The 13,226-nt window shown below is 62.2% G+C and carries 12 protein-coding genes; 3 read left to right on the forward strand and 9 right to left on the reverse strand.

Features of this window, described 5'->3' with window-relative positions; translation table 11 throughout:
• Window positions 1-14: 14 nt before the first annotated feature.
• The 9 genes from PHX69_RS01515 to rpmH form a co-directional block, all read right to left on the reverse strand.
• Entirely contained in the window at window positions 15-569 is a 555-nt protein-coding gene (locus PHX69_RS01515; RefSeq protein WP_119012173.1) for an anti-sigma factor domain-containing protein, read from the reverse strand.
• Between the two features lie 73 nt (window positions 570-642).
• Window positions 643-1,536 (reverse strand): hypothetical protein, encoded by an 894-nt coding sequence (locus PHX69_RS01520; RefSeq protein ID WP_288042035.1) that lies wholly within the window; start codon window positions 1,534-1,536, stop codon window positions 643-645.
• A 66-nt stretch (window positions 1,537-1,602) separates the two neighbouring features.
• Window positions 1,603-2,673, reverse strand: a complete 1,071-nt coding sequence (locus PHX69_RS01525) for an RNA-guided endonuclease InsQ/TnpB family protein (protein WP_288042036.1) — start codon at window positions 2,671-2,673, stop codon at window positions 1,603-1,605.
• Window positions 2,674-2,882: 209 nt separating this feature from the next.
• On the reverse strand, window positions 2,883-3,374 hold the full coding sequence (locus PHX69_RS01530; RefSeq protein ID WP_288042037.1) for a Crp/Fnr family transcriptional regulator: 492 nt from the start codon (window positions 3,372-3,374) through the stop codon (window positions 2,883-2,885).
• Window positions 3,375-3,464: 90 nt separating this feature from the next.
• Window positions 3,465-4,892, reverse strand: coding sequence for a tRNA uridine-5-carboxymethylaminomethyl(34) synthesis GTPase MnmE (gene mnmE, locus PHX69_RS01535; RefSeq protein ID WP_288042038.1), 1,428 nt, complete (start codon window positions 4,890-4,892; stop codon window positions 3,465-3,467).
• Window positions 4,893-4,963: 71 nt separating this feature from the next.
• On the reverse strand, window positions 4,964-6,655 hold the full coding sequence (yidC, locus tag PHX69_RS01540; RefSeq protein WP_288042040.1) for a membrane protein insertase YidC: 1,692 nt from the start codon (window positions 6,653-6,655) through the stop codon (window positions 4,964-4,966).
• On the reverse strand, window positions 6,652-6,945 hold the full coding sequence (yidD, locus tag PHX69_RS01545; RefSeq protein ID WP_119012178.1) for a membrane protein insertion efficiency factor YidD: 294 nt from the start codon (window positions 6,943-6,945) through the stop codon (window positions 6,652-6,654). The genes yidC and yidD overlap by 4 nt, the downstream gene beginning before the upstream one ends.
• Window positions 6,942-7,388, reverse strand: a complete 447-nt coding sequence (locus PHX69_RS01550; RefSeq protein ID WP_288042042.1) for a ribonuclease P protein component — start codon at window positions 7,386-7,388, stop codon at window positions 6,942-6,944. Before PHX69_RS01550 ends, yidD begins: the two co-directional genes overlap by 4 nt.
• Window positions 7,389-7,452: 64 nt before the next feature.
• Window positions 7,453-7,587: a 50S ribosomal protein L34 gene (rpmH, locus tag PHX69_RS01555; protein WP_005798102.1), complete on the reverse strand. Its 135-nt coding sequence runs from the start codon at window positions 7,585-7,587 to the stop codon at window positions 7,453-7,455.
• A gap of 262 nt (window positions 7,588-7,849) precedes the next feature.
• Between rpmH and dnaA the strand changes: the two genes are divergently transcribed.
• From dnaA to gyrB, 3 genes are all read left to right on the forward strand, one after another.
• On the forward strand, window positions 7,850-9,262 hold the full coding sequence (gene dnaA, locus PHX69_RS01560) for a chromosomal replication initiator protein DnaA (protein ID WP_119012180.1): 1,413 nt from the start codon (window positions 7,850-7,852) through the stop codon (window positions 9,260-9,262).
• A 130-nt stretch (window positions 9,263-9,392) separates the two neighbouring features.
• On the forward strand, window positions 9,393-10,502 hold the full coding sequence (dnaN, locus tag PHX69_RS01565) for a DNA polymerase III subunit beta (protein WP_119012181.1): 1,110 nt from the start codon (window positions 9,393-9,395) through the stop codon (window positions 10,500-10,502).
• A 115-nt stretch (window positions 10,503-10,617) separates the two neighbouring features.
• A complete protein-coding gene (gene gyrB / locus PHX69_RS01570) occupies window positions 10,618-13,224 on the forward strand; it encodes a DNA topoisomerase (ATP-hydrolyzing) subunit B (protein WP_288042044.1) in 2,607 nt (868 codons plus the stop codon).
• Window positions 13,225-13,226: the final 2 nt, after the last annotated feature.

Here is a 13,226-nt window from a genome sequence, read left to right on the forward strand (position 1 = left end):
GAAAAAATAGCAATTTACGACTTCTTGACCCACCAGCCCTGGTACAGGTAGGGCAGCCGTGGGCCTTGGCTGTCGGGTACGCCGCCTTTTTCTTCAACGCTGATGGCCAGCTGCGTGATGCCCTCCAGGTCTTGCGCCTGGGCGGGGATTTGCAGGGTTTGGTATTCGCTCAGGGTCAGGCCCAAAGAGCGCGGCGGTTTGCCCTCTTGCAGCGCCCACAGTTGCAGGCTTTGTTGCGACTTCTCGCGCTCGCTGTGCAGGTGTTGCAGTTGCAGCACGCCTGCGCCGGGGTCAAAGGTCACGAGCAGGGCGGGTTTTTGCGCCCCGTCCAGCAGCACGGCCAGGTAGCGCACCTGCGGCAGCAGCTCCACTTTGCGCTGCAAGTGCTGGATTTGCGCCTTGAGCTGGACGATCATGCTGGCGCTGGTGGCCCAGCCCAGCAGCAGCGCCAAAGCCAGCGCCACGGACAACACCCGCCACCACGGGCTGGCACAGCGTGGGGGCGCGGCTGTGGCGCTGGGTGCGCTGGAAACTTCGGGGGTGGACGGCGTGGAGGGGGTATCAGACATAGGGCGTGTGCGGTGGATCAGGCCCCAGTATGGCCGCTGGGCGGTGCGTGCGCCCGGCGGGCCTGCGCTGGCTTCAGCGCAGTTCGCCGTATTGGGTGCTGCTCAAGTCGGGGGCACGGGGGTCGTGGGTGGGCATTTCGGTGTCGGCAAACCCGGTGTCGCTGGGCGAGGGGTGCAGCAACGGCCCCGTTTGCACCGATACCCCCAACGGCGCGGGCGATGTGGGGCGGGCCGCTGCGGCACTGGCCAGTGCCCGCTTGAAGGCAGCCACTTCGTCGGCTTCGATGGGGTCAAACAGGTTCGGAGCGGGGGGGGTGGGCGTCAACAACGGCCCCGGCGGCTGTGCTGGGCGCACGGGTGCTGCTACCACCGGTTCAGGGCGGGGTTGTAACAAAGGCCGCTCGGGCGCGGCAGGGCGTGGCGTGGGGCGTGGTACAGGCGCTACCGGAGGCATGGGGGCCGAAGGCGCGGCCGGGGCCGCCGACACGCTGGCCCCATGGGGCGCAATGCCTTTTTGCGGCAGGCCCACGGCCACGTGGTCGTTGATGCGCCAGTACACGGCCGTGACGGCAATGTCGTAGCGGGTCTTGGCGGTCTGGGCGATCAGGGCTTCGATTTCGCTCAGGCGCACGGTTTCGCCGCCGTATTCGCGGGCCAAGTCCATCATGATCAAAAACTGGCGCCCGCGCTGGTCCAGCGACAGCACCTTGAATTTGTAACTGGCCGACAACACGCCCGCGCGCACCATGGCATCGCGCACCACGATATAGAGCAGCTCGCGCCGCTCCATGCGTTCGTTGACGCGGTTGGCTGCATGTTCGGGTGGCGCGGAGGGTGTGAGCAAGGGACGACCATCGCGCCCGGGCATCAGGGGGACTGTCGCATCGGCATTGAGCAAACCTGAGGCATCGGCCGCCCGCGGTTTGGCGGGTGCAGATTTGCGCATGAACCAGCTAAGCAATGACATGGCTTTCTTTCTTCGGACAGCACCTGTAAAAATCCGAAAAGAGTGTACCTTGACATCATCCTTGCCCTAAAGGACGGTGATTCCTGCTGCCAGACGGCGATGTCCCGCCGCGAGAATGTTCTTGGCGGCATTCACGTCGCGGTCGTGTTCCGCGCCGCAATCGCTGCAAGTCCACTCTCTTATTCGCAAACCTGCTCTACCTTTCGGACTGCTGGCGGGAATAACCCCGCAGCACGCACAAGTCTGGGTGGTGTAGCTTTCGTTGACTACGTCGAAGACGATACCGGCCTGGTGGCTCTTGTATTCCAACATCGTCTTCAGCATTGACCAGCCCGCGTCCAGCGTGCTTTTGGCCATGGTGGTTTTGACCAGCTTTGCGCTAGCTACGTCGCCCACAAAAATGGCGGCGTTGTGTTTCACCAGCCGCGTGCTGAACTGGTGCAGCAGGTCTTTGCGCTGGTTGGCAATTTTTGCGTGGATGGCTTTGACCCGCTGCTTTTTGTGTGCCCGCTGCGCCATGCCCAGCTGTGCCTCCAGCTTGCGATAAAAGCGCCCCTCGATGCGTTCGCCCGTAGAGGCTACCGCTACCTCTTTCAAGCCCAAGTCGATGCCCACGCTGGCCGTGCCCGCCGTGGGTTGAGGCTGCACCTTGACCACCACATTCAAGTACCAGCGCCCGCGTGTGTCCTGGCTGAAGCTGCCCGCACGCAACTCGTAGTCCGCCAGGCCATAGCTGTCCCAAAGATTGAATCTTTGACCGGCAAAAGCAATCTGCCCAGCCTTGTATTGCAAGGCCCGCGCTTTGAACGGAATCCAGCCCAGGCTGTATTTGCTCGATTGGGGATTGCTCACGCGCCAGCGCAGTTTGGCTTTTTTGAACTGCTTGCGCGCTTTGGCGTAGTCCTCACACACTTGCTGCACCGTGGGCGAACCGATGTGGATGCCATCGCATTTGCTGAACCCGTTGGTCAGCTTTTGCAGGTCGTAGCCCGAGAGCCACTGGCGGCGCTCGCGGATGGCTCGGTGGCTGGTTTCGTTGCAGAAGTTCCAGACCTGGTTGACCTCGCACGCCATCGCAGACAGCACGCTGCGGTGCTTGTCTTTGATGCGCAAGCGCAGGGTTTTGGTGCAGTCCATGGCGTGGGATTATCAATCGGCAGAGTTCAACAGATCGATGTTCTTTGGCAATACATGGAACAGCAGCATGCACCCGATTAGCACGCCTGCGGCGTGCGCGCTCTCAACCCCGGGCTGCGAACACATAGGCTTCCCGCGCATTGGGTGACTGTGTTGCTCTGACGGCCCTGGCGCAGGCCGTTGGCGGCACAAATACTGCTGAAAAAGCCTCAGGTGGCGGCCACGCGGCGGCGCCGGTTGCCCAGCCGTTTGGCCAGCACGGCCCCGGCAGCCATGCACAGGCCCAGCGCAATGGCGGGCTGGCGGTTGGACAGCTCGGTAAAGCGCAGCGCCGTCAGCGCCCACAGGCGGCATGGCGCCGCCGCCTGCACGGTGGCACTGCGCGGGCGGTGCGAGAAAAAAGCCCCCTCGCCCACCACCGATCCGGCGCCCACCATGGCCATGCGCAGGCGCCCTTTCTCATCTTCGTAATGCACGCTGAGGTTGCCGCTCTCAATCAGGTACAGGGTGCGGTCAGACACGCCCTGGGCAAACAGCACCTGGCCTGCGTCCAGGGCGTAGGGCTGCAAGTAGGCAGACAGCGCCTCCCATTGCGCGGGCGTCAGGGGGTTGGCCAGACAGTCTTCGGCCTGGGCTTCATCAATGGCACGGATGAGGCCCTGGAGCCCCGTTTTGCTGGCGGAGAGGTGGAGGGCTTGCATAGATCGTTGAAGCTAACGTGAACGGTGGTAAGCCACAAGGCTTTCTTACGCCTGATTACTGCTTCTTACACCAAGAGAGAATAAAAGTAATTATTTACCGATGCAGAAGCTGGAAAAGATCACCCCCAGCAAGTCATCGGAAGAAAACTCGCCGGTGATGTCGCCCAGGGCGTTTTGTGCCAGACGCAGTTCTTCGGCCAGCAAGTCCAGGGCCGGGCCGGTGGCGTCGAGTTGCGCGGCGGCCTGTGCCAGGTGCTCGGCCACGGCATGCAGGGCTTGCACGTGGCGGGCGCGGGCAATGAACACGCCTTCGGGCGCGGCCTGCCAGCCCACCACGTCAAGCAGGGTGCGGCGCAGGTCGGCCAGACCATCGCCCGTGCGCGCCGACAACCGCACGCTGGCACGTGCGCCCGCCGTGGCCACCAGGCGGGCTGCGGGTGCAGCGCAGTCGCTTTTGTTCCAGACATCAATGACCGGCACATTTTTGGAGACTTTTTCGGCCATGGCGCCCGCTACGTCTGCGTCAGAAGCTATGTATTCAGGAGCATCGCAGCGGCTCAGGTCGTGCAGGAACAGCACCGCATCGGCCCCCGCGATTTCGTCCCAGGCGCGGGCGATGCCGATGCGCTCGACCTCATCGTGGCTCTCGCGCAGGCCCGCAGTGTCGATCACGTGCAGCGGCACGCCTTCGATCTGGATGGTTTGCTGCACCTTGTCGCGCGTGGTGCCGGCAATGGGCGTGACGATGGCCAGCTCGGCGCCCGCCAGCGCGTTGAGCAGCGAGCTTTTGCCCGCATTGGGCTGGCCGGCAATCACCACCTTGATGCCCTCGCGCAGCAGCGCGCCCTGCTGTGCGCGCTGGCGCACCTGGGCCAGTGTTTGCTCTAATTTTGATAGCTGCCCGCGCGCATCTGCCTTGCGCAGGAAGTCGATTTCTTCTTCAGGAAAATCCAGCGTGGCCTCGACCAGCATGCGCAGGTGGATGAGCGCATCGCGCAGCGCATGGATTTCGTGCGAGAACGCCCCCGACAGCGAGCGGCTGGCACTGCGGGCGGCTGCCTCGGTGCTGGCGTCGATCAGGTCGGCAATGGCTTCGGCCTGGGCCAGATCAATTTTGTCGTTGAGAAAAGCGCGCTCGGTGAACTCGCCCGGCTGGGCCACGCGCAGGCCGGGCAGCACGCGCTGGCCGCTGGCAGGGTCGGGCTGGTTGGCCGCTTCGAGGCAGCGCGCCAGCAGCAGTTGCAGCACCACGGGGCCGCCGTGGGCCTGGAGTTCGAGCACGTCTTCGCCGGTATAGGAGTGCGGCGCCGGAAAGTACAACGCCAGGCCCTGGTCTATGGGTTGTCCGGCGGCATCGCAAAACGGCAGGTAGGTGGCCTGGCGCGGCGTGAGTGGTCGCCCGCACAGCGTTTGCACCAGGCCCTGCAAGCCCTTGCCTGACACCCGCACGATGCCCACGCCTCCGCGTCCGGGGGCAGTGGCAATGGCGGCGATGGGGTCGTGGTGGCGGGCAAGCATGGTGGCAGTCACTGTACAGGGTTGCATGAAAAAGGCCGCTTGCGCGGCCTTGGGTGGGGTGGTTCAAGCCGTTACTTGAACTTGGGCAGATTGAACTGCGGCGGCACGCCCATGCGGGTGTTGATGAGCCACTGCTGGGCAATCGACAAAATGTTGTTCGTCAGCCAGTACAGCACCAGGCCGGCAGGGAAGAAGAAGAACATCACGCTGAAGATCAGCGGCATGATCCACATCATCTTGGCCTGCATCGGGTCGGGCGGCGCTGGGTTGAGCGCGGTTTGCAGCAGCGAGCTGAGCGTCATCAAGAGCGGCAGGATGAAGAACGGGTCGGGGGTGGACAGATCGTGAATCCAGCCGATCCAGGGGGCGTTGCGCATTTCCACGCTGGACAGCAGCACCCAGTACAGCGCAATGAACACCGGAATCTGGATCATGATGGGGAAGCAGCCACCCATGGGGTTGACCTTTTCCTCGCGGTAGATGCGCATCATCTCTTGCTGCATCTGCTGGGGCTTGTCTTTCAGGCGCTCGCGCATCTCCATGATTTTGGGGTTCACGGCCTTCATTTTGGCCATGCTGGCGTAGGCCTTGGCGTTGAGCCAATAGAACATGATCTTGAGCAGCAGCACCAGGCCGACGATAGACCAGCCCCAGTTGCCCAGGAAGCTGTGGATTTTGTCCAGCAGCCAGTACAGCGGCTTGGCCAGGATGGTCAGCCAGCCGTAGTCTTTGACCAGTTCCAGCCCGGGGGTGAGGGATTCGAGGGTTTTCTCGATCTGGGGGCCAGCAAACAGGCGCGCCTCCAAGGACTTAGTGGCGCCGGGCTCAATGGTGCCCAGCGGGGTGATCATGCCCACCGAGTACAGGTTGGTGTCCACCTTGCGCATGAACATTTCGCGCTGCTCGCCTTCCGGCAGCAGCCAGGCGCTGGCGAAATAGTGCTGCACCATGGCCACGTAGCCGTTGCTGCTTTCCTTGGCGAAGTCGGCTTTGCCGCTCTCGATGTCCTTGAACTCCACCTTCTGGTACTTCTTGTCGTTGGTGTAAACCGCCGGGCCAGTAAAGGTCGAGTAGAAAGACGATTCCCCTGGCGGCTTGTTGCCATCGCGCACCAGTTGCAGGTAGAGCTGCGGCGACACGGCTGCACTGCCGGTGTTGACCACTTCGTGCTTGACAGCGATGTCGTAGGCGCCGCGCTGGAGTGTCCAGGTCTTGACCAGTTTCAGGCCACCCAGATCGGGCGACTCGAAACGGATGCGCAGTTCGTTTTCGCCGGGCTGCAACGTGCGCGGGCCGGGCACGGCCACCATCGCAGTCTTGTGCGTGGGGTAGTTGCCGCCGATCAGGCCGGTTTGCGCCACATACACGCGCTGTGCGCTTTCATCGAAGAGCAGGAAGTTTTTCGACTTGTCTGCCATATCGGCGTGCTGCAGCAACTCGGCCTCTGTGAGGGAGCCGCCTTCGGTGTCAAAGCCCAGGCGGTAGATGTCTGTGGTGACTTCAATCCGTTCACGCGGAGTCTGGAGAGCCGCAGCAGGCTGACCAGGCACGGCGGCAGCACCTTGCGCCAGCGCAGCCGGTGCACTGGCCGATGGCACTGCAGCATTGCCTGCCTGCACGGCTGCGGGCGCAGAGGCGGCCGTGCTAGCGGGCGTTGGAAAAAAAGTGGCTTGCTTGCCGTTGTGCATCTGCCACTTGTCCCACAACAGGACCATGGAAAAGCCAAATATCACCCACAGAATGGTGCGGCGGATGTCGTTCATGGAGACTTCTTTGGTGAGGATGAGGGGGGAGCAGAAGAGAGCAGCCGTGAAAACAGCCGGGTAGCCCGTGGCGGCTCTGGTGGCACGGGGTCGTGGCCGCCCTGGCACCAAGGGTGGCAGCGGGCCAGGCGTGCCAGCGTCAGCCAGCTGCCAGCGGCAGCGCCATGCTGCTCCAGTGCTTGCAGCGAATAGGCTGAACAGGTGGGTTCAAACCGGCAGGCCGAGCCCAGCCAGGGACTCAGCAGCAGGCGGTAGCCCTTGACCACCGCCATGAGCAAACGGCGCATCATGGGCGCTGGCGGGCACGCGGCCCACTCGAAAGCGCTGCACGCTCAAACAACTCCAGCAGCTCTGCCCGCACGGCCTGCTTGAGCAGATCGGAGCGGGCACTGACAAACTGTTTGCGATCAAAAGCAGAGCGCAGGCGAACCACATGGGCAGCCTGCATCAGGTGTGGCTCAAAGAGCGCAGCCACACTGTAAATTTGTCGTTTGATGGTATTGCGCGTGACAGCGCGGCGCGCCCAGCGTTTGGGCACCATCGCTCCTAGCCAGACACCGGGTTGGATAAACAGGGGCTGTGGTTCTGAACCCGACCCTGTCTCAGGATGCCCCTGGATGGCAGCACTGTTGGCACTGAAGGCCAAGCGGTGCAGCGCGAAATGGGGCGTGCGCGCCACAGTGCCACCTGCCATGGCGGCTTGGAACTGTGGACGCGTTTTCAGCCGCTGCATGCAAGCACCCCCGTCCGGGCTCTGCCGGTGTCAACCGGGGAGCGAGCCAAAACCCTGGTGGGCCTCAGACGGCCAGGCGCTTGCGGCCTTTGGCGCGGCGTGCGTTGATGACAGCGCGGCCACCGCGGGTCTTCATGCGCACGAGGAAGCCGTGGGTGCGGGCGCGGCGGGTCTTGGAGGGCTGGTAAGTGCGTTTCATGGTGGTTCCTTGAGAGGGTTCAGTCCGGTGCGCTGCGGTGCCCTGAGGCGCCTATCTGGCGATGGCCGGTCAAATCATTGCCCTGAACACATTCAGGGAAACCGCAAATTATCGCAGGCTTGTGCCGTACAAGCAATGAAAGTCTGCAACCAAGTTTCTGCAACAAGACTTCTACAGCGGGGCATAAGTTGTGGATAACTCGTGGGCAAGCTACAATTTCCGGCCTCGAACCGTTCCTCCTATCCACAAAAATATTCCTGAAATGACAGAGGAACTTCCCCGCAACACCCCCCATCCATCCGGGCCGGATGCCGGTCAGGCGCTGTGGCAGGCCTGCATTGAACAACTGGCGCAAGACCTGCCCGCGCAGCAGTTCAATACCTGGATCAAACCGCTGGTGGCGCAGGTGGCTGGCGACTTTTCCCGCATCACCCTGTACGTACCCAACCGCTTCACGCTCGACTGGATTCGCGCCCAATATGCCGGTCGCATTGCCGCTCTGGTCGAGTCTCTGTATGGCCAGTCCATCGTACTGGAGTTAGCGCTAGCTCAGCGTACAGCCGTTTCCCGTACGCACTCTGTGGCGCCCTCGCCAGCCAACATGGGGGCAGTGGATCCCCCTGCTGCACCCGATGACAGCGCCCGTGGCGCTTTGCGCAACCGACTCAATGCCGGCCTGACGTTTGACACCCTGGTTGAGGGCACGGCCAACCGCATGGCCCGTGCCGCAGCCATGCACGTGGCTGGCATGCCAGGGCACCTGTACAACCCGCTTTTTATCTACGGCGGCGTTGGTTTGGGCAAAACCCACCTGGTGCATGCCGTGGGCAACAAGCTGCTGGCCGACCGGCCCGATGCCAAAGTTCTCTACATCCATGCCGAGCAGTTCGTATCGGATGTGGTTAAAGCCTACCAGCGCAAAACTTTCGACGAATTCAAAGAGCGCTACCACTCGCTGGATTTGCTGCTGATCGACGACGTGCAGTTTTTTGCCAACAAAGATCGCACACAAGAAGAGTTCTTCAACGCCTTTGAAGCGCTGCTGGCCAAGAAGAGCCACATCGTGATGACTTCGGACACCTACCCCAAGGGGCTGGCCGATATCCACGAACGCCTGGTGTCGCGCTTTGATTCGGGCTTGACGGTGGCCATTGAGCCGCCCGAGCTGGAGATGCGCGTGGCCATCCTGATCAACAAGGCGCGCGCCGAGAACGTGGAGATGCCCGAAGAAGTGGCCTTCTTTGTCGCCAAGAACGTGCGCTCCAACGTGCGCGAACTTGAAGGTGCGCTGCGCAAAATTTTGGCTTACTCGCGCTTCAACCAGAAGGAAATCTCCATCCAGCTGGCGCGCGAGGCGCTGCGCGATCTGCTCTCCATCCAGAACCGGCAGATCAGCGTGGAAAACATCCAGAAAACGGTGGCTGACTATTACAAGATCAAGGTCGCCGATATGTACAGCAAAAAGCGTCCAGCCAGCATTGCCCGGCCCCGCCAGATTGCCATGTACCTGGCCAAAGAGCTGACACAAAAGAGCCTGCCCGAAATTGGCGAGCTGTTTGGCGGCCGCGACCACACCACGGTGCTGCACGCTGTACGCAAGATTTCTGCCGAGCGCCAACAGCTCACGGAACTCAACCAGCAACTGCACGTGCTGGAGCAAACCCTCAAGGGCTGACGATGGCGCCGACCGGCTGCGTTGTCACCAGAAACCACCCCCCGAGCGGGCAAAATGATGGGCTTGACAGCCCCAGGGGCAGCGCCTGTAAGGCCGCCCCCACTGACACCCAAATCCACAAGAGGTTGACATGATTGTTCTCAAGGCCCCCCAAGACAAGGTACTCGCTGTGTTGCAGTCGGTCGCCGGCATCGTTGAGCGCCGCCACACGCTGCCCATCCTGGCCAACGTCATGCTGCGCAAAACCGGCAACGCCTTGCAGTTCACCACCAGCGACCTTGAAATCCAGATCCGTACCACCGCTGAGCTGGGCGGCGACACCGGCGACTTCACCACCACCGTCAACGCGCGCAAGCTCATCGACATCCTGCGCACCATGCCCGGCGACCAGACCGTAGGACTGGAAAGCAGCAGCCAGGACAAGCTGGTGCTCAAAGGTGGCAAAAGCCGCTTCACGTTGCAGACGCTGCCCGCCGCAGACTTTCCACTGGTGCAAGAGTCGGCCAGTTTTGGTCCCACCTTCAGCGTGCCGCAAAACACCCTGAAAAACCTGCTCAGCCAGGTGGCGTTTGCCATGGCGGTGCAGGACATCCGCTACTACCTCAACGGTATTTTGTTCGTGGCCGAGGGCAAACAACTGAGCCTGGTTGCCACCGATGGCCACCGCCTGGCCTTTGCCAGCGCCACGCTGGATGTGGAAGTGCCCAAACAAGAAGTGATCCTGCCGCGCAAAACCGTGATCGAGCTGCAACGCCTGCTCAGCGACACCGATACCGCGCTGGAGATGTGCTTTGCCAACAACCAGGCCAAGTTCAACTTTGGTGCGATGGAATTCGTCACAAAATTAGTCGAAGGCAAGTTCCCGGATTACAACCGCGTCATCCCGCGCAACCACCGCAACAGCGTCACACTGGGGCGCGCGCCGCTGCTGGCTTGCTTGCAGCGCACGGCCATCATGACCAGCGACAAGTTCAAGGGCGTGCGCCTGAACATCGAGCCCGGCCTGCTGCGCGTGGCCAGCAACAACGCAGAGCAGGAAGAAGCGGTGGACGAGCTCGATATCGATTACAGCGGCGATGCCATTGAAATCGGCTTCAACGTGACTTACCTGATTGATGCCCTGACCAGCATGGGACAAGACATGGTGAAGATCGAGTTGGCCGACGGCAACAGCTCGGCACTGCTGACCATTCCCGACAACCACAGCTTCAAATACGTGGTGATGCCCATGCGCATCTGACGTATTTGCTACACAATTTATAGCTTGTGGCGCTTACTGCGTAAGCGCTAGAAGCATATTTGACCATTATTGAAAAACGGGAAGCCCTGGCTTCCCTGTCTTGCCGAGGCCGACCATGACCGCAGAAACCCCCACGCCCGCACCCGAAGAAAACGGCCACGCGGCCCCCGCCGTGCCCAAGATCGACGCCCACCAGGCGGGTGCCAGCGAAGGCTACGGCGAAGGTGCCATCACGATCCTGGAAGGCTTGGAAGCGGTGCGCAAGCGCCCCGGCATGTACATCGGCGACACCTCGGACGGCACCGGCCTGCACCACCTGGTCTTTGAGGTGGTGGACAACTCCATCGATGAGGCCCTGGCCGGGCACTGCGACGACATCGTCGTCACCATCCACTCCGACAACTCCATCAGCGTGACCGACAACGGCCGTGGCATCCCCACGGGCGTGAAGATGGACGACAAGCACGAGCCCAAACGCAGCGCTGCCGAGATCGCGCTGACCGAGCTGCACGCCGGTGGCAAGTTCAACCAGAACAGCTACAAGGTCTCGGGCGGCCTGCACGGCGTGGGCGTGAGCTGCGTCAACGCCCTGTCCAAAAAACTGCGCCTGACGGTGCGCCGCGAAGGCAAAGTGCATGTGCTGGACTTCAGCCGCGGCTTTGTGCAAAACCGCATCGTGCAATCGGCTGATGGTGTGGACGTCTCGCCCATGCGCGTCACTGGCGAGACGGAAAAGCGTGGCACCGAAGTTCACTTCCTGCCCGATACCGACATCTTCAAAGAAAACAACGAGTTCCACTACGAAATCCTGGCCAAGCGCCTGCGCGAACTGAGTTTTCTGAACAACGGTGTGCGCATTCGCCTGATTGACGAGCGCAGCGGCAAGGAAGACGACTTCTCCGGCGCGGGCGGTGTGCGCGGCTTTGTCGAGTTCATCAACAAGGGCAAAACCGTGCTGCATCCGACCTCGTTCTATGCGGCAGGCGAGCGCCCTTCTGAAACCTACGGTGGCATCCCCGGGACGCACATCGGTGTCGAAGTGGCCATGCAGTGGAACAGCGGCTACAGCGAACAGGTGCTGTGTTTTACCAACAACATCCCGCAACGCGACGGCGGCACCCACCTCACGGGCCTGCGCGCGGCGATGACGCGCGTTATCAACAAGTACATCGAAGAACACGAATTTGCCAAGAAGGCCAAGGTGGAAGTCACCGGCGACGACATGCGCGAAGGCCTGTGCTGCGTGCTGAGCGTGAAGGTGCCCGAACCCAAGTTCAGCAGCCAGACCAAAGACAAGCTGGTGTCCAGCGAAGTGCGCGCGCCCGTCGAAGACATTGTGGGCAAGCTGCTGACCGACTACCTGCAAGAGCGCCCGGCCGACGCCAAGATCATCTGCGGCAAAATTGTCGAGGCTGCCCGTGCCCGCGAAGCCGCCCGCAAAGCCCGCGAAATGACGCGCCGCAAAGGCGTACTCGACGGCATGGGCCTGCCCGGCAAGCTGGCCGACTGCCAGGAAAAAGACCCGGCGATGTGCGAGATCTACATCGTCGAGGGCGACTCCGCCGGGGGCAGCGCCAAGCAAGGACGTGACCGCAAGTTCCAGGCCATCCTGCCGCTGCGCGGCAAGATCCTGAACGTGGAGAAGGCACGCTATGAAAAGCTGCTCTCCAGCCAGGAAATCCTGACACTGATCACGGCGCTGGGCACCGGTATCGGCAAGGCGGGCGGCAGTACCGGCGGCGACGACTTTGACGTGGCCAAGCTGCGCTACCACCGCATCATCATCATGACCGACGCCGACGTGGACGGCGCCCACATTCGCACCCTGCTGCTCACCTTCTTCTACCGCCAGATGCCCGAGCTGGTGGAGCGGGGCCACATCTATATCGCGCAGCCGCCGCTGTACAAGGTCAAGGCAGGCAAGGAAGAGCTGTACCTCAAAGACGCTGCGGCGCTGGACGGCTTTTTGCTGCGCATTGCCCTGAAAGACGCCAGCGTGACCACCGGCGGGGCTAACGCACAAACGCTCACGGGTGACACGTTGGCCGAACTGGCACGCCAGCACCAAACGGCGGAGGGCGTGATTGCGCGCCTGTCCAATTTCATGGATTTCGAGGCTTTGCGCGCCGTAGCCGATGGCGTGGTGCTGAACCTGGAAACCCTGCCAGATGCCCAAGCCTGCGCCGCCATCTTGCAAGACAAGCTGCGCGAACTCAACACCACCGGCATCCCCGCCGAAGTGGCGGGCGAGTTTGACGCCCGCACCGACAAGCCGCTGCTGCGCATCAGCCGCCGCCACCACGGCAACGTCAAAAGCAGCGTCATCACGCAAGACTTTGTCAATGGCGCTGATTACGCCGCACTGGCCGAGGCGGCCAACACCTTCCGCGGTCTGCTGGGCGAAGGCGCCCGGGTGCAGCGCGGCGAAGGCGAACGCCAGAAGGAAGAAAAAGTGGCCGACTTCCGCCAAGCCATGCGCTGGCTGATCGCCGAGGCAGAGCGCACCACGGCGCGCCAGCGCTACAAGGGCCTGGGCGAGATGAATCCCGAGCAGCTGTGGGAAACCACCATGGATCCGCAGGCGCGCCGCCTGTTGCGCGTGCAAATTGACGACGCCATCGAAGCCGACCGCGTATTCACCATGCTGATGGGCGATGAGGTGGAGCCGCGGCGGGATTTCATTGAAACCAACGCCCTGCGCGCTAGCAACATCGACGTGTAACT

Source organism: Simplicispira sp. (genome assembly GCF_028687295.1).
In the GTDB taxonomy this organism is placed as follows: Bacteria; Pseudomonadota; Gammaproteobacteria; order Burkholderiales; family Burkholderiaceae_C; genus Simplicispira; species Simplicispira metamorpha.